The sequence below is a fragment of the Chitinophaga sp. SYP-B3965 genome, from assembly GCF_009647655.1.
Taxonomy (GTDB): Bacteria; Bacteroidota; Bacteroidia; order Chitinophagales; family Chitinophagaceae; genus Chitinophaga.
Window position 1 is genome coordinate 1,649,822 of sequence record NZ_WJFD01000001.1, and the last position, 21,171, is coordinate 1,670,992.

Consider the following 21,171-nt stretch of genomic DNA (forward strand, 5'->3'; position numbering starts at 1 on the left):
ATTATTTCGCAATTATTTTTCGTCTTCAGGTACAGGTATACGGGAATGATCTTCAACAGTATCTGTGGCCTTTTCTTTAACCGCATCAAACATCTTGTCCTTTAGTGGTATAAAATTATATTTACATGCTTTACAATAAGTGACAGCTGTTGTCCTCCTATTTAAAGCCTCACGTTGTTCTTTCAGGAAATCTGTAATTTGGTCATCAGTCTTTGTATTTCCCAGAGCGTCAAAGCCATATCTAAGATTTTCAAGCAGTGTTTTTATTCCATCTGCAGGCCCACCTGTAATAAGTTCTGCTTTTGATCCAATTGAACTTACAGAACCCGCAAGATCAAAAAGGTCGTCAATCGAAACCAAATAAGCATCAGGATGCTCTGCTGATGCATTGTATTTATTATCTTGTCCAAATCCATCTTTTGAAGAGGTAAAAACAATTCCCCCTCCTCTTGTCGGTTCTTTGTGACCAAATTCATACCAACTTTTTTTCCGTGCTACAAACAAAGTAATTGTCGTATGCGTCCAAACACCCTTTGACGTCTCACGTTCAATATTAATCTGGTACTGGTTTCCGATTCCAAATTGCCCAACTGGATTATCCCTAACGAACCCATATCCGCCAAACTTTTCTCCCAATTTCCATCCTGATCTTTTCGTCTCATCCTCTGTTATTTTCTTTGAAAGAATTGCACCTGTATGCGAGAAAGATATATCAATTTGAAAATATCTTTCTTCTAAACCATCGAGATCCTTAGCCCATATTGGCTTATTGCCAGCAAACTGGTATGGTGTATACCATGGAAAATCCTTTTTTAACGGGTCCTCGCTCAAAAAACGCCCCAACCTTGGGTCATACACCCTAAACCCGTAATCCTGCTGATTTCCCTCTCCCTTTACTTCATTATCATTCTCCTTACCATTAAATCCATAACGATAACCTGATGCGAGCCCGGATATCACAGGGTTCCCATTCCCATCATCTCCAATTGTCCCATATCTCCCTTCCATTGGCATCCCAAACGGATAATAATCCTGCATACTGATAACTTCAGGTTTATAATCACCGGAGCCCAATTTTTTATCAGACAAAACAGCAATTACATTCCCAAGATGGTTAGTAAGTTCATACCGTTTGTTTCCCTCACATAACCACTTATCGTGGGTATCCTCATCAGTAACATTCATATTAGGTTGCCAGAGTCCCAGTCTGCTGCTGCCATACAAGTGTTGTTCTTTCCAAATCACAACTCCTTCCTCTTCCTGCTGATAAGTGGCAAGCGTATTCCCTTGCGCATCTCTTACATACCAGGTCGTAACTGTATTATGGCCTGGTCTGATATATGTTTTGCTTACCCTGTTACCCTCAACATCATATCTATATTCCAAAGAACTTCCATCACTCTTAACTACTTTACTGACCTTCCCATAAACTGTCCAAAATATTTTGTCAGTTCCGGTAGCCGTTTCAGCAATTAAGTTACCAATTTTATCATAACTATAATTCTTTGTTCCCTGAAGATCGTTTTCGTAATCGGTACTACCCGGGATACCATCCACTACATTAGCCAGGCGGTTTGTCTTTTCTCCTGCAACTGTTTCATAAGTGTATGACAGGTTATCCATCCCCAGTGGTTTTCCATTAAAACCGCTGCCATTCCTTTCATACGTCAGAATATTACCATTGCCATCATAGGTGACATTTTCCATAAATGGACTGGCATCCGGGTTAGGACGAGGTGTCCATGACCCACTAACATCCTGCTGGCGCATATGCTTCAATCGGTTCAATTGGTCATATGCATATGTATAACCAACAGTAGCACCCTCACCTAATTTACTGAGTGCCAATGTAGTTCCAGCAATATTTCCATTGAACAATTGATTTCCATCATACGGTGCGCCCGGGGCATATTTCAATGAAAATGGCGAAGGTGTTGAAATAGCACTATAATCTTCATCAAAATAATTTAAAGAATATGCCATCGCATCAGCAGCAAAAGTTGCTCTGCCACCAGGATCATCAGAGCCATCCATTCCCATATCCAGTGATGGATCCAGGTAATTCCCATTCATCCCTTTTAGCCATCCCCGTATTGTATATGCATAATCTATCCCCTGAATGGCATGTTCTCCTAATTCTATACGGGATAACCATCCATGAGGATAATATTTATACACGGCTTGCGTCTTGGCATCTTCAATATCCCAATTATCATTCCCCGTAAAGCCGCTTCCATTCTCTACTTTCACCAACCGGTTCTCTGCATCATATACATATCCATAAATAAATCTATCGTTGCTGCCGGCCAGCTGGTATCTAACTTTATTCACTTTCCCGCTTGCCAGATCATAGTTATAATCCATCTGTTTAACAGGCAGGTCTTTGATCTTCTGCCACAGGGACTTCACATTACCCAGCTGATCATAACTATAGTATGTAAGCTGTTCTGGGTCGCCTCCGTCATTTTCCCAATACATGGAAGCCGCCACCCTTTTCCGAAGATTATCAAGTGTTTCTGTGATCTCCATGGGCCTCACATCATAATAAGTCCTGGTGATCTGCTGGCGTGTTGTACCACCCATTAAGTCACCATACTCCGTTTCCGTCAGGAATGGTGTTGAAGGAATTTCTGAAATACCTAAAACCTCCCCTACTTCCTCTATGCGCCCCAGCCTTTCATATTTTGTATAGGAATACCGGTTAACCTCAGCATTCTCCTGAGCCGGATCAAGTTGTTCTGCATTCTGAGATAAGATCAGTCTTCCCAGGTAATCATGCCAGAATTTTGAAATCCCTGCATCGGGAGTTTTCTGCTGCACCACCTGCCCTAAAGTATTATAAGCGTAAGAAGTGGCCATCTTATGGTCCGGGTACTTTCCTTTGAATACTATTCCGGAGGGTAGCGTTCCTTCTTCAAGCCCGCCGTCGGGAATATTAAGTACATGCCAGGTAAATCTGTTGTAACCGGGTTCTCCTTCTTCATAGTCAAAAGTCATGCATGTATTTGCCACCAGTTTTGTAATATCCGAAGCTGAAAGCAAAGCATAATACATCCTTACATGCCTGATAGCATCATACTTTTCCTGATATACGCCTCCCGGATCCTGCTCTAATTCACAGCTGGCAGCCGGGGCCTCCGGCGCAACAGGACAAGCCACGCCATTTACATATACTTCCAGATCCTCTCTAACGAAATTATCTCCCTGGATCACAACATGTATGAACTCTCGCAGGGGCAGTGCATTCTGTATATTTACAGCCGTGTGGTTGATCAATATGGCCATATTTGACGGCATCAGTTCATATATATCTACATTCAGATAGTTGCCATTGATACAGGTATTAAACATGTAATTATGTTCACCACTTGAAGCATGCGCTACCTGAAGAGGCGCTGAGCCATCATTCTGCAGCCAATACTCCAGGGCAGCAGGGCCATTGTTCATCACATAATCCAGATCCGAGGCTATCCATTCCTTCTCAGACTCTTCATCGGGCCCATCATAATTACATTCCTGCCATTCATTTGCACGGGCTTCCTGTACTTTTAAAACATCTTCATCGGACAATGGCATTACACCTTCTGGCGGAACGGTACGGATCAACTGCCCGGCCTGGTTGTAATAATAAAGTGTATAATGATAGATCTGTTGTGGTGCTATTAATGTAGCCTGGGCTTTCGTTCTGCCACAAATTGTTAAATACTCCTGGCGGAACAGTCTTCGCGCTTCCTGGGTCTCCTTCAGATATATCAGCTTTCCCTGTTCTATGTGATCATTCACTGTCCTCATGATACAAGCCAGCGGATCATCTTTGACAGTTGTTCCAAAAGCCGGAATATTGCATAAAGCGGCCTCCGGCTCTGTGAGCAGCAGCTCTTCATAATCTCTATACTGATCATGCCCCATCGTGAATCCCCATTGGTGATTCAGATAAGTGGCCAGCATGCTATTATAATCTTCATGCTCAACATTCGGAGAACCGCCAAGCGCAGTATTAAATGCGGATTTAGCTGTGGTATATTCTAAAGCAGTGATACAACCTTTAGTACCTGGTTCTAAAAATACGGGCAGGTCTATTGTTCTATCCAGTAAGTACCTGCAATTGGTACATCCTTTTATAAGCACATTGAGGTCATCTTCTGTAAGGTTCGCGGCATCGCCAAACTTGCTCTTTATAAACTCATAGAAGGATTCGCTTCCTGCATTGTTGGTATGCTCCTCTGTAAGTAACTCCAGCTTTTCACATATTGCTTCACTTGTATTGCCGATTGAAAGAGTAGCTCCCTGTACTTTTGTTTTGTATGGATACGGCCCCTCGATCAGCCATGGGTTACAAGACATGTTGTAAACGGAAACATTCAATACCTGTTTGATCACATCTCCAAAAGAAGTGTACCCACCAGTCTGGGTAGATCTGCCGGGAGGAGCTACACTGGCTCCATACATATGATCCGGATCGCCACCTAATGCACATACGGCTATAAATCCGTTTTTTAGTGCAACGCGCTTTGCTGCATAATTTTGAGGGGTAGTATTAGCCAGGAGGCAGTCCTCCATTTTCTTTACCCACGATTCTGCATTACCCTCACAATTATTATAGATCTGATCCTGCAAACCTGCTAATGCTTCTGTTGTTAACTGATCAATATCTACGCTGGGAGTTGCACTAAAATCGATCTCTCCAAAACGGGGTATTTTATGCTGGTATAAGGGATCACATTCAGGTTCGGGAGGTTCTATTGGCTCACAGGTAACATTCATTGTCGCCAACACGAAATGATCAATACTGGAAACTCCTGTATGCAGATCACCATATTTGGGTGTGCCATTGTTATCCGCCGAAGTAAATTCAATAATGTCTTGTGCAGTTGAGAGGTCGAATGTAATACTGACCTGCACAGTCACTTTAACATCTGCGGGTATCGGTGCCCCGATAAAAGTGATCTCACTTCTGAACTGATTAGGAAGTGCAGCTGTATTCTGAAGCTGAAAGTCTGATTCAGTATAACAAGCCCCTGCCATTATGGAAGCAGACTTCATTGCCATTGGCATCGCTCTCCCTGCCACATTACCACAGGTTATCAGCCATACATTGTAAAACGGATATACAGCATCGCCTATGGTTACTTTAAAACAATTATAATAATCTGCCGTAGCTCCTTCACAATAATCTGTGAGAACAGGCTGTTCATCTGAATAACCCTTTTCAATATGGTAAGTTACAGTTGATCCGCTCACTTCATCCGTAAAAGTAAATTCACCTGTTCTTTTGCCATCTGTTGCAGACAGGTCTAACTCACCTCCGTCTCCGTTGCATGGAACGGTTGCTGCAGGCAAAGGAATACATTCAACGCTGGTTATAATGATCTCATTCAGATTCAGATCTTCGTCCAACGCCCAGCTAAATCCACGAGGATTCAATTCTATTGATGTTGGCACGGTCTCATATCCGGGAGGGAATTTCAGGTGTAATCTGAATTGATACCATTGCATCACACCATCATACTTCACTTTAACGTTTTGTATCCCACCGGAAGACGTGCTGTATTTATAAAAAGAGAACATCCCCGGCGAAGGGCACGCACTTGCTGCGGAAACAGGTTTGCCGGGTTTACATTGATTCAAACATTCACCATCCCGGATGATCTGGTAGATCTCCTCTTTGAGATCAAAATACAGGTTGCGATATAACTGCCATTCCCGGTCCGGTACCCTGCAATTTTCAGCAGGTGTACAATTGGCCCAGGTATTCACATCAATATCGGTATTGGTATTGCCAAATGGATCTGCACAATAGAGCGTATAATCTACAAACTCTGTAAGCCCCTTCCTTGGATAGAGCTGGTCCCCGGCGATCTTTTGTGAATAATATAATAGCCTTGCCCGGAAATAATCAAGCTGCATTGGTTCACCAGGACCACCCTGAAAGAATGGATCTGCGGCTATCAACCAGTCTGCCTGGTTGTGGAGATACTCCAGCCCTTCCTTCAATAACGGGATCTGTGCGGCTGTTTGAATGCTTTCTTTTACTTTATTATCCCAGCGAATATATTCTGCATTGCGCTCGCAGTAATCAAGTGCACATTTTTCAGGATGGTATTTGAGGAATTCCTGCGCCCAGGCAGGATCCCAATACTGTAGTAACTGTGCTAAAGTAAAATCTACATCGTGGGGAGATATTAATTTACCGTTTTCTAATTCTATCAGTACGGCTTTGTAGTCCGGGTGTTCTTTTTCCCGAATTGGAAATACAGTTCTCCAGTGCAGTGCAATAACGTTAATAGTTGGCTCTAAAGGAGTATGATCACTGGTAAAGAGCGCATACTGCCCTCCGGGGCTGACATCTGCTAACATTATATTTTTATATTCATCACAGGGGGATGGGAAACAATATTGGCTAATGTTCTGACAATGTTCATACATCCTGTCATACATATAATTTGCCAGGTTCTCAAATTGCTCAACATCCTCATCTGCGTCTATCTGATTCAGTGCAAGCTGCTGTTTAAGCCTGTTTATAAATTCCGGCCTTTCTCCCAGTGTTGCCATAGCTGTCTTGCAATCCTGCAGGCAGTTAAGCAGTTCTGTATTACCCACCTGCCACACCACCGCATCAAACTCAGAACGCAGGTCTGTATTCCGCTTGATATAATCATCTGTAAACTCAGCAATAACATCTTCGCTCATGCCCAGTTCAAAGCGGATATAATAAGTACCTATCTTCCGGGGGATGTAAGTAAATGATTCCACCTTGGGCTGATCCAGATCACAATCACTGAATTTGCTGCCAGCAAAAGATGGTTGTGTAATGACTGTTTCAATATTTCCATCGTCATCAGAAACAGTGATCTTTATTGAATAATAGCAATTGCTGCATATTTCTCCTTCCGGTTGCCCGTTGTTCTGAATCTGGTACTTAGCCATTAGCTGTTCTACACTATAGTCTACCTGGAATGACTGGTTAGGCAAAGACACCATGTAATTTGCCGTTGCGGTCAGCGTTAACCGGGAAGGGTCAAACCTGAACTGCGAAGGAATTAATAACGGTGTGGTTTTGGAAGCAACAACGGGTTGAGAAGCCAGTGGCTTGAGGTTTGCCGGCGCAGCTCCAGTAAGCGCAGTAGCAATTACTTTACCTGAGGCGTTCTCATATGAGATAGATACCTGGCCATTGGGGTCTACTGACATCTTTTTAAGATAATGATGCGCAAATCCAACATCATTTCCAAAGAGCCGGTCTAGTTCCCATGCTTCTGGTTTACCATAAAAGAACATATTTGTTTTCCCATCTTCTCCTGGCTGGAATGTTTCGCCAACGCCCCCCTGGATCTTTACCCTGCCGGTATTATCAGGTGTATAACGGGTAACGGAAAAAGGATATTTCTTAGCATCCGGGACAAATTTAATCCCCGCTATATCATCATTTAAAAAAGGATTATTGGGAGAATAATACGTTGATGCTCCATTTCCAAACAACTGATCCGGTTTATCCGGAGATGTTGACGAAGTACCATACATATTAGCAAAATTATAAGGCAGCAGGTCTTCGTTCAAATGCAGGCTGGGATAATATTTTATTTCCTTCTCTTTTAAGGGAGCCGGCAAAATTTTCATAGCAGGCCTGCCGAATTCATCATAGATCATTTCCTGTACCACTACATATTTATCTGCATCCTCTGAAGAAGAAGTGCCGGCATTTGCCACTGTTACAGACTGCCTGTTTCGTAAAGAACCATCTGCATAACTGATGATCTCTTTTTTCTTTCCCTCTTCCGCATAAGTAGCGTTATACTGCCAGTTCTTCTCCGTTTGATGCCAGGAATTATCCAGGCTATACACCAGGATATCTCCCCAGCCACATTCTTTTCGTATCCCATTTTCCATACTTACCCCACGGACCCTTACCAGCAGGAATTTTGCCTGATGCACCAGCGTAATAGGGTAATGGTTCGCATCTATTGTTACGCGTGTAAAATTATTGCGGAACATTGCATGTGTAGCGGGTTGTTCTAATACCAGTTGTTTACCGAAGTTCGATTCTTCATCAATGAATGTCCAGTCCAGATCGTAATGTTCAGATGGTTCGTCCACCAGCCATCCGACCAGTACTTTTCCCCCGCTCTCCACAGGATCATCAAATGCCACGGAACGCAGGGCGCCATTATTGGTTGTTTTTGCAGGCGTGGGTATAATAAAAGGGCTATTCGTTTCTGTTACATTGGGATCCCTGTCGTATTGCCGGTCAATGAAGATCTTATTGGTGAGCTTAAAAGCGGGTGGCAGTTCATCACCCAGCTCTGCGCTGGTAATATCATTCACGGTGATCTTCACCCGATGCCCGTTCTTGAAATAATGTGCTTTTTCTGCCTGGTATATTGCGCCTTTGGCAGGATCATATCCTATTTCAAGGATAACATGATCTTCTGTAACCGGGTCTACCTGATCCGGCTGGCTCCAGTATTCTACCTTAAGGTCCAGCTTGCATTTGAATGCCTTTTGCGGCAAAGCTGCAGTATCCCGGTAGAAACCGAAAGTGATGATATTATCTACTGTTTTGTTCCTGATCCGCGACCATTCATAGCTGCTGTTCCGGAACTTTTCGTCCTTTACAATTAAGGTATCGCCCTTTTTGATCTTACCCTGTAAGGTATGCTGATAGGGCTCGGTAGCAGCCGATACACGCAATAGCGTACTGCAAAAAAGTAAGAGACCTGTTATAACTGATCTGTGAATAATTGATAATTTCATCAGGCTAACTTTAATAGATATATTTCACTTCATAATCCCGGAAGGCAGCTGCAGGCAACCAATTATCTCCTTTCTGCTGCACATACCTGTTCACATTAAATACCTGCACCGGTAAATTTTCGGTTTGCCAGGCATTTATAGTGATCGTGATGAGTTTATCCATCGACAGGTCCCCTGGCGCGGTTTCATCTGAATTACGCATAAAGATCCGCCGGATAAACCTTGTACTGTCATAGGACACCCTGTATTCCCGGCAACTGATATGCCTTTCATTCCTGAGCCGGATCACGGTTAATGGTTCCATGTTCTCTTTGGAAATGGCATACCGCTCCTTCTTCAATTCATTCAATTGTTCGGGGCTCACAAAAAACTGTGGTCCGGAAGCTTTGTTTTCTCTTGGAGACAGGAATATCTTATGAATACTGTGATTTACGGTGATGTAGATGCCGGGTATTGCAATTGTTTCCTGCTCTCCCAACTGGTAATAGGTAAGGGAATCTTTATGGCAATAGCGAAAACGGGTGAACATGGACCTGCTGGTATCTGCCTGGTCTGTTAACCGGATGCTTCCCTCCGCCATATAGGTGGTCAATTGCCCTATCCTGTTGTAGATCCCGGCCAGCTCACTAAAAAGGCTATCCGCCTCTTCGTTATAACTATCAGCCGGAACAGCTGCCTGTACGGCGGGCGTTTTAGTACCCGCAAGGAACATTTTCCTGATCGAAGGCGTTATTGCCCACGCGGTGATGCCGGTAGCTATTATCAAAACAGGTATTAATATCGTTTTCAATGATCTCATGGCAGGAATGGTTTTTTCTTATAGCCTGTTTTACTTTCCTTAATGGTCAATATTCCTCTGTCTGTTTCTTTCTTTACCCTTGTTAATGAACCTTCATCATCGTATTCATAGAACGTGGCATAGTTATTTTCATCCATCTCACCCATGAGGCGGAGCGTTCTGTCATCGTAACTGAAAGTTTTGATCTGTGCATCAAAAGGGAATATGCGGATGTCATCTATCAGGGTAGTTGCTCCTGCTTTGATGGTGAGGTTCACTGCTTTAACACCTTCCGTATTTAAAGGCATCGTGAAAGTACATTCCACCAGCTTCCATCCTTCTACTGTTGCATTTCGCGTAGGCGTAATGTCTGCGCCGCCATTAAGACTTACCCGAATGCTCGTTTCGTCTGTCAATGGTGCCGCATCTTTTACCCAGGCGGAGAAAACGTATTGTTTCTCATCCATCGGCGCAAATCCCCAAAGTCCTAACCAGGGAATTAAGCTCCGGTAAAATTCTCCATTAAGATTATTACTGAGGTAAATACCAGGAGTATGTTCATTATTAAACTGCCAGGTGTTTAATATCAGATGTTCTGTACTACTTAATTTTAGGCTGAAATTACCAGAGTGTGCATCGTCTTTTTCCAGCCTGGTATCGTAGTCAGTGCCTAATGTCTTTCTGATATCAAAATCCCCTGCATCGCAGGTAGGTTTGGCCAGGCAGTTATTATAAAACTTATAATCTTCAAAACCATCATAGAATATTTCCCTGTGGCGTGCATTGGATGCAACGGCTACAGGTAATACACCTCTGAAACCAAAACGGGCGGAACTATAACGCCCCAGCGCATCTTTGCTTTCCAGTTCCTGCGATGTTCTGTCCTGCATGGTAGCTTCGCGTGCAACTACCCATCCCGGGATAGTATTATTATGCGGCATTGTTGTATACCCGCCATTGAGATGTTTACCGTAAAAAGGTGTTGTAAGAACATAGGCTCCGCTTTTACGGATGTTCAGATCTTTTACAGCAGGATCAAAGATGCCGTTATCGGGTTTTGTATCCATGTATACGTATTCCTTCCATACAGACCAGTTTCCTAAGAAACCGGTATAGTAAGGATTCATTACCCCATTAACAGAGATCTCGCAGGAATTTGTACAGGGATTAGTCAAAACAGTTCCGCATAAGGATTTTGCCCTGTAGATTGAACTACCGGGTCCACGGAGAAAGCTGTTATAGGTATGCGTCAGGGCCATGGTAGTAGACCATAACACTTCTGCATCCAACCCATCAACAACATCAGCCCTGGAACCACTATATAATTCAACGCCTATGATAGGCACATCTCCCGGATCCACGCCCTCCGACTCTACTGTAATAACGTGTTGCCCCGCGGTTAACTCAATGGGGTAAATACGCCATAATTCCGTGCTATTATTATCAGTTCTTGCTTTCCATGCTTCACCATCAATAGATACCAGTGTACTTTTTATACCTGCAAGCCCAATGTAATAAGTTCCTGTAGATGGTATTGTTACACAATCGCTGAGTCCTCTGTGCGCCACAGTCAGAGGGCTAAAATCACTGGTTAATCTTACGCCCGAAGAATTCAGGCGGCCACAATAAAAGTAAGGACCAGCAGAAGTCCTGGCTTCTATGGGAGGGCAGTCAACGCCCCCGTAATAACTGTTCGTAATAACTTGGCCGGAAGGCGTTGCTTCATCATATAAACGCGCTCCAAACCTGTCATAGAGCGGATGATCAGGTGCACGAACAACATCCAGCTCCGTTCCGTTATCTACGATCTTAGGCGCAATGCAGGACATACCATCTGCTGATTTCGTATATCCATCAGGGCAATCTCCTTTCAATTTATATCCGCAATTAGGTGTACCATCACATATATTCAATGTTTTCCCAGGCTTACAAGTATACCTTGCCGCAGTTCTAGGTCCAAAAGGAGCGGAGGATAATGTAAAGCAGGATACGCTGGCATCATCCCGCAACCACTCTGTTGAAAATATCCGTTTGCTGCCAAGGCTCAGTGCGCCGCTCATCATTTGGATCCTGGTTGCGTCATAGATCTCCACCGCCACTGATTCAGGATTACTGCTACCCGATCCGCCATTAGCAGCATCTACCCGTACAGTATGTTTTCCGGCCGTTAAATGAACCTGGATGATCCGCCACCATAAAGAAGTTTCAGGGTCTAAGGCAGTCTGGGAAGCTTTGAGGAATCCATCAATATAATAATGCCCGAAGTTATCAGAGGCAAACCCTAAATAATACCAGCCCTCTCTTGGTGCCGTAAAACAGGCTTCCAGGCCCCACCAGGTGTTGGTAGGAACATTGGGCATTTTAACGCCAGCCTGCCATAACCGGCTGTTACTGCCCCCCATCCAATAACCACTCCCAAGGTCATCATACCATCCGGCATTATCATTAACAACCTGGTCGTTATACAACCTTACACCATGATCTCCGTATTGCCAATACGTATCACCAGGCACAACACTTAAAGTGGTATTAGCGGTTGGATTTATTACACAACCTTTTCCATCACCCGCATCCACATATCCTTCAGGGCAGCTGTTGCTCACACAATCAGCAGGCCTGCCCCACGCTTCATGATACAAAATAGCTTTGGTATCCAGCATAGGGAAGTTAGCTGTGATCTCTTCATTGAAAAAACCACTCAGGTCTTCATGCGGATAACCTCTTGGGTCCTTGAGGGTAACAAAAGTTGCACCTTTTGCCGTTAATAAGTTCCGGTAGCCGGACCGGCATACTTTTACTTTGCCTGCTACATAATCCCTTTCCAGCCTTCCTCCGATATCTATCAGGCGCAATTTGGATTCGGCTTCTCCGATAGCAGATCTTATGACCCAGCTCCTTCTGCCTGTTGCCAGGTTGATGATCTCATCTCCGGGAACGAGGACTGACTCATATTCATACGGTATCTCCGCAGCAGCGTTCACTTCAAAATCAGAGATCACCGCATTCAATGATCTGTATGCCATCCCCATGCCTCCATGTACATAATAGGCCGGAATGGTTAATGTGTATATTGGGCTTTCGAATTCGTTCTGTGTTTTTGTGAGCAGCACTTCTCCCGTTTCATGATCAAAGGCAAGATGATTCGTTTTAATAGTTGAACCGTTCACCGTTTTAATAACTTCCATTAACACACCATAGTTTGCTACTGTTTTAAGCACACTGGATGACCGGAATAACCTGTAATCGTTATTCTTTCCTACCGGAATATGTGGGAAAGGTGTAGGGAAAGGCAGGAAAGTGGGGATCACATCCACGCCTAAATTATATATCTTGTTAGTGCTGGCTGTTTCCTGCTCCCTCATATCTGCAAACAACTCTATTTCACGAGACATGTAACCTTCCTGGACTTTACCATAATCCTTCATGACCGGAATAGCAGAGTTGTCCAACTGAAGGCGCCCTCCATTTTCAATTGAATTATATACATATTCAACCGCAGAGATCTCTTCTCCTGCTTTATTAAGGATCGTTTCTTTGAAGGGCTTTCCATGCATATCATTAAGGATGATCTGGTAACCCTGGGACATGTATAATTCATGTGAATAATCCGCACCAAAGAACGGGTACCATCTTTTGGACTCTGCTTCTACCTTTTCCGCCATGTTGTTATCTACTATTACAGGAAATTCTTTGGCAGTATAATACTCATTCACACTACTCCCCATTGCATCAGACACCTGTCCGTCGGCAGCAAGATTAGAAACGGCCACTCTGCGATATCCTACCTGCGGCGCCGGGAACAAAGTTTCTACCATCGGTTCTTCCAGGTAGAACAGATTGGTGAGTGCCCACATAGATTCCTGTGAATAGGGCAATGGCATGCGCATAGGATTTTCATCCCCCCCAATGGATGGCTCATAAGCAGCCACACCACTACTGATCAGCTTGCCGTTCTCCATCATCCGGTAATCATAACTCTGTCCGTAAATTGCTCCTGCCGTATTTTCTGCCATCGCATCCCATTTATCCAATATCCTCAGTTTGCTCACCCTCACTCCTCCTCCATTCTTCCCGGCTTTGGGAGCCGCAATGCGTAAGAAACTCTTCTCCAGTTTTACGGCTTCAGCAAAATGTTTTTTATCTGCCTTCTTGTTGAAGTTCATTTTCAGTTCAGAGAAATTGCTGATGGCACTTGCCAGGGCAGTTACAGCAGCAGCTACAGGCCTGTCATCATCAATCCTGTTCTTATATCCGGGATATGCATAACGAGGATATTCCAGCCTCATTTTTTGCCAGGCGGCAAATGAGAACGGGTTACCTGTTACATTCCCTACTTCTGCAGATTTAAAGAGAAGATATACGATCTTACTGTCTCCGGTATCAAATTGCACATCACTTATTTCTGCATAACAGGGAATATAATCGTAGTACTGATCATCCTGTGATAAAGGATGATCGGAAATATTTATAAATAACTTTGCGTAGAGGTATGGTTTCCCGCTTAAATAATTTCGTATAAACCAATCTTTTCTTAATGCTGCGTCTTCCGGAACGTCTTCAGGTTCTTCCGTGAGTTTAAATTTGAAACCCTGTGCATCCCTTAAGTTCAAGGCGGCTTCTCCGGTGCCGTTTTTGATCAGCCCGTCAATCGCGGTCATTTGCATGGCCTTCTTATCCTGTACATATGAATAGTCATCCGATTCGTAGTCTACCTCAATTTCTCCTCCTGTGGGCAATTCGATCTTTGAAAGATGCCAGGTCTTAGCATTTTCATCTGCCAGTGCGGAACGGTCCGTATAAGGGAACTCATCATTCCTCAACGCAGCAAAACCTTCATTGGCATCTGCATTGTCTGTAATTCCTTTGTAACTGCCCCAACGGTCAGACGACAGGAAGTTGTAGGGTTGATTCTCCTGGTAAGTGAAAGTGTAAGGATGGTATTTCCCCTTGTCCGAGTTATTATATTTAAAGTATACTCTTTTTAATGTGAGCTTTCCCTTTCCGGTGCTGATAGAGTTAGGAGAATTCTGGCACAGGGAATAATCATAATCAAAAACCACAGTTTTTATAGGGGTTTCCAGATCTGTTTTTGAAAAAATGCGGATCTCCTTCAGCAGCTTCTGCCTCACCGTTGTATTGATGGCACCATGTTCGTCCATTACACCCAATGCATCCTCCCGGTCTTCTGTAATAAAGTAAGCAATTTTGGTTTTTGACTGGATGGAATGCAAATACCATAATTCCTTTTCTCCGTAAACAATATTCCCCTTATCGTCCGTATCATCTGCCTGAAGGCCTTTATTATACTGCGCCCTGCCGGTTAATGTTCCCGGCACAGCAAATGGCGCGCGCCATTTATACGTCCCTTGTACTTTAGAGTAATTAAACTTAACTGCGGTTCCCGGATCATCATCTGTTATACCATCTCCCTGAAGATCTATATAATCCGGAGAAAGCACTCCTGTCAGCAAATACGATGTTGCATAAGCAGGTTGTGTTTCTTTCCTGTAGTAATGATCTGTTTTTTCGTGTTTATGTTTGATATTCCCACCACCATCAAACTGATAGGGCACCAGGTTCTTATCCTTATCATCCTGGGTCATCAGGGATGGATCCACAGAAAAAGTATATTCTATCTGTTTGGTATTATATACAGGAATGCCATATACCATGCGGCCTCCATTATCATCCTGTATCGTCATTTCAGATAAATGATGTGGTTTCCTGTCTGCAGTTATCCGCCCGACAAGGAGTGGATTATACAGTAGATTACATGGATCCGGAGAAAAAGTATTGGCTGCATTGAAAGGCCAGGAAAACACCTCCTTATCCAACGCAGCATTTTCAGCTTCTTCAGCGGTTAATGCTAAAATAGGCGAACGGCGATACTGACGGCCTTTCTTTCTAAATGGCTCCTCCGGCAGTGGATTTGCTCCGCTATGATGATTCTCTCCCCCTTGAAATGTATTAGTTAAATGCCGGCCATTCAAACCAACTTTAACCACACCATCAGTATGGACCTGATTATCAAAAGCAGGATCGCTCATGTTCTTTTCTCCTACCATCTTGAAGTAAGCCTGTTCTTCTCCCAACTTCTCCATAGCAGGATAATCCCCTCTTACCAGGAAATCATTCTCAGCCCGCCATTTCCCTGTTTTATTTGATACATGTTCTTTAGTGTACGTCATCCCTCCATGGAAATAAGCACCAAAACCATATTCTGTGGAGAGTGAGCTGATATCTGTTTTATCTTCTGTATAGGCATCTGCAAACACACCTGTAGTTCCTCTGTACAAACGGAACTGACCTCCGCCGGCCTGGCCGGAATAAGAGAACAGGTCCGGCGTGGCAATAGGAATAGCGAGGTTCTGCAAATTTGGAACAACAGGGTTATCCTTCTCCCGCATAAAATCCAACAAGGCATCTCCTTTCTGTTTTCCTCTTTCAGCATACATAAACCCATATGCATGTGTTTTTGTAAGGGGATTTAGGATCTCTCTTACTGTTTTATATCCGGTAAGTCCACCAGAAAGACTTAACAGGTAAATTTCGCCACCGATATCAAAACCATAGGAGGTACTTTTCGTTTTAAAAGCTGTTCCAGACCGTGGATAGAACGGCGGGGTATTGTAAGTGGTTTTTGAAGCTGAAGTACTGTAACCTGTGCTGCCTCTGGCAGTGATCTCATCCACCCCGTCAGTATCATCATCATCCGCACCACTGGCTAATGAAAAAGATGCACCCAGTGTTGTGCTTTTCAATCCTTCTCTTGTATTATATCCAAGGTTAGCAGATAAACCTGCTGATACACTGGAAACATCGTCCATATTCTGCTGTACAGACAGCGATAGCGAGGGGCTCAGGGTTACACCATCCTGTGTACTGGAATTCATGGATATACCCACTCCCATAGTGAGGGCGGTGGTCATACTGCCACCCATGGATAATGATTGGGAGACGCCCGCACCCACTCCTACATCCGCACCATATCCATTATAGTTATCACTAAAGATGCTCACATTCAGGCTGCCGTTAAGCCCAATTCTTCCATAGTCGTTCCATCCGGCTATTTCCGCACGATGGGTCATTCTTGCGCCTACTGTGATCTTGGGCTTCATGTAGTTTTCCACGATCACATCATCTCCGCTGGCATCATCCGCGATACCTCTCAGCTGCCTGTTAATGGCCCCTACATTCAGGTTCCATCCCAGCCCTACCCAGCTGGCCTCATCATCCATTCCTATACCGGATGCGTAGTTCAGGTTTACAGGATACCCGTCTACATCTATCAGGGGAATATTGTATTTAAAATCTCCGGTAAATAAATCCACCATTTCACTGGTGCTTGCAGCAGCGAATTGCGATGTTTCCGGCTGTTTAGGGCCGGAAGTAAGTGCAAGCGAGCGTGTTGGCAACAGCGTTTCCAGGGTAAGGATGCCGAGAAAGAAACAGGCAAGGGTTTTCCTGGTTGCAGCTTTTCTAATCATATCCGTGAGCTTATAGAATCAATCTTATTAATTGCAGGCAGTTGTATGGGAAATTCAAGGAAGCGGTGGGTAAACAGCCAGTCACTAAAACAGAATTTTGCATTTTCCACCTGCCATGGCTTCTTTTCAAAAATGATCATGTATTCAACACCGTTCATATTGCCATTTGCTACGCGCATAGCATGTACAGGCAGTATGGTATCCCGGCCGGACACCAGTGAGAAAAGGGTATCCACACCATAACTACCCTGCCGGCTTTCCCCCTTTGAGGCTTTCATTTCCGGAGACAGTTCTACATTGAGTTTGAAACACCATTCTCCCTGTTGCTTTTCCTCCGGCAGATACGTTAACCTGAACCTGTGCCCATTTATTTCCCTGACCTGGAACAGGCCATTAACGGAATCCGCCATCAATGCTTTCATCCTTTCCTGACGGCCACCTGAACAAGCAGCGAGTGCAGCCATCATTATCACAAGTATATATTTCATGTTATTCCGTTTCTGCTTTGTAAACAAACCTCAGCTGACGCGCTTCTCCATTCGGCAAACGCATATTTAAAAGATAGAAGTACCCATCTGTAAAACCATCTACGTCTTCCAGGTCAATAATTACTTCATTGCGGCCACGCTTCAACATGATCTCCGGCAGCTTCTTTATTTTGATCTCTGGTTTATTGATGCATTGTATGTCATACTTCAAGGTGGCTTTATCATAAGTATTGTTCACAGCAAAGAAGATCCGCTCTTTTGCGATATAGAAGTTCCCCTTAGCCAGGTCTTCAATATTCCTGTAGCTCTCTACCGGTAATGCTTTCGTACTATCCACACACTTCACCGTAAAATCCCAGATCTCTGATCTCCCCAGCACCATATCGCCCCTGTTGGCCAGCACCTGCCATGCATAACGTTTTCCTTCTTCCAGCTCACGGCTGATGGGTGGATAGAACAACATAGGTGTTTGAATATTCAGCTGTTGAATAATGGGCATGTTATAATGCAGCGCTTCTGCTTTTGCCTGGCCCTGTTTTACTTCTACCAATACCAAACGGTACATCATACCGGGTATAGCGGGCAGCATCGGTTGCCAGAAGAGTGTCGGGCGCTTATCGCAGATCTGATCTCCATCGTATGGCTCTGTGAGCATTAAAGGACTGAAAGGCTCCAGGAAGTAATCGAAACATTGTTCCGCCAGTAATTCTCCCGGTTTGTCTTTATCATTTGCGTATAACTCATAGCAATACTCATACTCTCCTTCCGGGAAATGATGGCTTTGCCTGATCACCGTGGCAGTGGGGCTGGCGCCGAATTGCCAGGAGGCATTGTAAGCAATCGCAGGCGGGATACTGCTTAAACCTGGCAGCACACTAAAAGCGGCAGTGCGGGTTTCAGCGATCTTACCAGACCGGCCTTCCGTTACTTTAATGACCAGGAAACAGGAAAGCTGCTGTGTGCCAGGATTCATGATCCGGGCCATCATCAGTCCTTCCAGCGTACGGCCCTGCGTTTCCGGCAGAAAAGAAATGGCCAGTTGCGCCCTGCTTAACAGCGGCAATAACAGCAACACCAAAATGGTGATCCAACGTTTATTCATCTTCATTCTAATTCAACTGGTAATGCAATGACATTTCTGTACGGAAGTTTCCATACAGGTAATTCTGTGGCGTATTGATAAGGTCTTTACGCAGATCTACGCTCACATTCACACTAAAGCGCTTCATCAATTGTGCAGCCGCCTGCTGGCGAACACCTATTTGCCTTACTACATCCTTATTGTCCAGGAAGGTGAGGCTGCTGCTGCACTGGATCGTTTTTAGCAATGCGTAGTGGTACCCGGCGTCTATGTTTAACAGGTTACTGTAAGTTGCTGCATTCTTCAGGTCGCGGTTATAAAAGAGGTTACCGGTGACCATCCGGGTACCGATCATTACACTATGACTCACCTGTGTGTTGATGAACATGCTGCGTATAGGTTGCAGGGCATTTTCATAATTCAGCTGCTGTAATCCCAGCATGGCAAAACTCGTAAATGGGCGTGCCCACATTTTTCCATTCATCTGGGAAGAGAAATTGATCTTCCTGTTCAGGAATACAGCATCTGTATTTTTGTCGCTCACCGTATTCATTTTGCTCTGATGTATCCGGCTGCTGAACGTTAGTTTGCGGGAAACACGGTAGCGCCCATCCAGTGAAAAAGTGTAGTTCTTCCATTGGCTTCCGGTAACGGCGGAACGGGCCATGTTCTTTACATCGGAACGGAATTGTATGCTGGCTTTGTTCTTCAGCCAGGTACGTTTCAGGTTGAGGCCGTATTGCAGCATACCGCGGCGGGAATAAGGGTTACCTGGATTATTATATCCTAAACCGGAATAGTTCAGGTACACTGTATGCCCTGTTCTCCATTTTGATATTTCACCACTGTAGCTCAATCCGGCGGAAGCGGTAACGAGGAAATCATCAAAGAAACCGGCAATAGCGGCTTTAGAAACGGCCGCATGCTCCAGTCCGGATCCTGAACCGCCTGTGCGGTTAGCCGATTTAGAGAATTCCGCTTCTATCGAACCATATTCACCAAGACTGAGTTGTTTGGAGAAAGTACCTACGAATGTATTCTGTGCCAGCGCCATTACATTGGGCGCACGGCCAGGGGAATTGCGGGCGTTAGCATTCAATGCAGAAATATGGGTATGCCCTTTCCCGATGTCTCCCGGGCCAAGACGCAGGAACTGCAGGCTTTTAGCAGGCGCATCCATGGTAGCATTCAGCCCCATATCCCGTGGGGTCATTTCCCGGCTCTTTCCCACAGCTGCCATTATAAATTTATTCTTATCGTTTAGCAGTGATCCCGCTGCGCCTGTCATAAACAGATCAGACACCGTACCCTTGCTGGCATTGGCCGCAATGTTCCCCACGTTCAGTTCTTTTACTTTCAATAAGATCTTTTGCAGGCCACCCATCGGTATGAGGTCTTCCGCCAGTTTTGTGGTGGATGCAGGATCTTCCATCCATTTATTTAAATTATCCTTCACCAAATGCTGGCTGTTCAACATCTGTGCGCCTCCACCCAATTCATTCTTCAACTGCATCAGCTGGCCGTAATAATTTTCCAAAGCGCTATCCGGCAGTTGCCCTTTATTTAATACAAGATTGCGTAACTGTGAACTGTCCATATGCATCAGCTGATCGGCGTTCACATGGCGCAGGAGGCTGTCTTTCCCTCCTTTTAAGGCTTTCATCCTCTCGTCTACGAATGCACGCAGATGGGATTTAAAATCAATGTCGTCCAGGAAGTATTTTTTGAGGTCGTAGTTTTTCTGGAGGTGGGCATTGATCTTCTTCACATAAGCCTCTTTATCAAAATTGAACTTCACCAGGTTGTCGTTTTCCATTTTGGAATCAAACTGGCTATATCCTGAAACGTTAGCATATTGAAGATTGACAGGAATACTACCTACAGTAACCTGGTCATGCAATTGTATGTTGTTCCACCATCCGGAAGAATTACCCGTAGTATCTCCGTAACTGGCCTCTGCTCCTGCCTGCGACAACTTATTGGTGGGTTTACCGGGCAGTTTTAAAGCCCCCATGGCAGGATCATCTTTCATCAAAGCATAAAAGCCCCTGAGCTTATCATCAATGAACTTATTCATGCGGGACGTATCTTTCAGCAGTTTATATCCCTCCTCCAGCTGATGCGTTTTGAGCGCGCCGGAAGTGCCCTGCACATATGCAAAGAACTGCTGCTTTGCGGTATCGTTAAGCCCCTTTAAGTTGTGAGGCCGGGTAAAACCGGGTATCGGGCTGGAGGGTAAGACTGGTTTAGAAAAGCGGGAGAACTGTTTATTCAGTGAGTCCACCAATACTTTCCTAACAACGGCATTACCTGCAAAAGAGATGTTGTTTAAGATCACTTTTCCTGTATCCAGGGGGGGAACCGATTGTTGCGCATGCACGGGAAAAGCAATTGCAAGGCAAACAATAATGCCGGCATAACGGAGCAAGGTCATAGTTCACGTTTAAGAATTACATAGCATGGACTAACACATACAGCAAAAGCTGCAGTGAAAACCATTACGGGTTATCGGTACAGGTAAACATTATGTATTACGGGAATTGGATTGTATCACTAGGCTAGGTTATCATTCCGGGTTCAAACACA

Annotated in this window: 6 protein-coding genes; all 6 read right to left on the reverse strand. The window is 44.5% G+C overall.

Annotated elements, in window-relative coordinates:
* Window positions 1-12: 12 nt before the first annotated feature.
* The 6 genes from GFS24_RS06460 to GFS24_RS06485 are packed head-to-tail and all read right to left on the reverse strand — an operon-like array spanning window position 13 to window position 21,019.
* On the reverse strand, window positions 13-8,751 hold the full coding sequence (locus GFS24_RS06460; RefSeq protein ID WP_153658759.1) for an RHS repeat-associated core domain-containing protein: 8,739 nt from the start codon (window positions 8,749-8,751) through the stop codon (window positions 13-15).
* A gap of 10 nt (window positions 8,752-8,761) precedes the next feature.
* A complete protein-coding gene (locus tag GFS24_RS06465) occupies window positions 8,762-9,550 on the reverse strand; it encodes a hypothetical protein (protein ID WP_153658760.1) in 789 nt (262 codons plus the stop codon).
* A complete protein-coding gene (locus tag GFS24_RS06470; protein ID WP_153658761.1) occupies window positions 9,547-17,016 on the reverse strand; it encodes a hypothetical protein in 7,470 nt (2,489 codons plus the stop codon). The genes GFS24_RS06465 and GFS24_RS06470 overlap by 4 nt, the downstream gene beginning before the upstream one ends.
* Window positions 17,013-17,504: a hypothetical protein gene (locus tag GFS24_RS06475; protein ID WP_153658762.1), complete on the reverse strand. Its 492-nt coding sequence runs from the start codon at window positions 17,502-17,504 to the stop codon at window positions 17,013-17,015. Before GFS24_RS06475 ends, GFS24_RS06470 begins: the two co-directional genes overlap by 4 nt.
* A gap of 1 nt (window position 17,505) precedes the next feature.
* On the reverse strand, window positions 17,506-18,606 hold the full coding sequence (locus GFS24_RS06480) for a DUF928 domain-containing protein (protein ID WP_153658763.1): 1,101 nt from the start codon (window positions 18,604-18,606) through the stop codon (window positions 17,506-17,508).
* A 7-nt stretch (window positions 18,607-18,613) separates the two neighbouring features.
* Entirely contained in the window at window positions 18,614-21,019 is a 2,406-nt protein-coding gene (locus tag GFS24_RS06485; RefSeq protein WP_153658764.1) for a hypothetical protein, read from the reverse strand.
* Window positions 21,020-21,171 lie beyond the last annotated feature (152 nt).

Excerpts from the sequence above, each read along its gene's own strand:
- GFS24_RS06480 (WP_153658763.1), bottom strand. The coding sequence starts at position 18,606 with ATGAATAAACGTTGGATCACCATTTTGGTGTTGCTGTTATTGCCGCTG.
- GFS24_RS06470 (WP_153658761.1), bottom strand. The coding sequence starts at position 17,016 with ATGATTAGAAAAGCTGCAACCAGGAAAACCCTTGCCTGTTTCTTTCTC.
- GFS24_RS06485 (WP_153658764.1), bottom strand. The coding sequence starts at position 21,019 with ATGACCTTGCTCCGTTATGCCGGCATTATTGTTTGCCTTGCAATTGCT.
- GFS24_RS06460 (WP_153658759.1), bottom strand. The coding sequence starts at position 8,751 with ATGAAATTATCAATTATTCACAGATCAGTTATAACAGGTCTCTTACTT.
- GFS24_RS06475 (WP_153658762.1), bottom strand. The coding sequence starts at position 17,504 with ATGAAATATATACTTGTGATAATGATGGCTGCACTCGCTGCTTGTTCA.
- GFS24_RS06465 (WP_153658760.1), bottom strand. The coding sequence starts at position 9,550 with ATGAGATCATTGAAAACGATATTAATACCTGTTTTGATAATAGCTACC.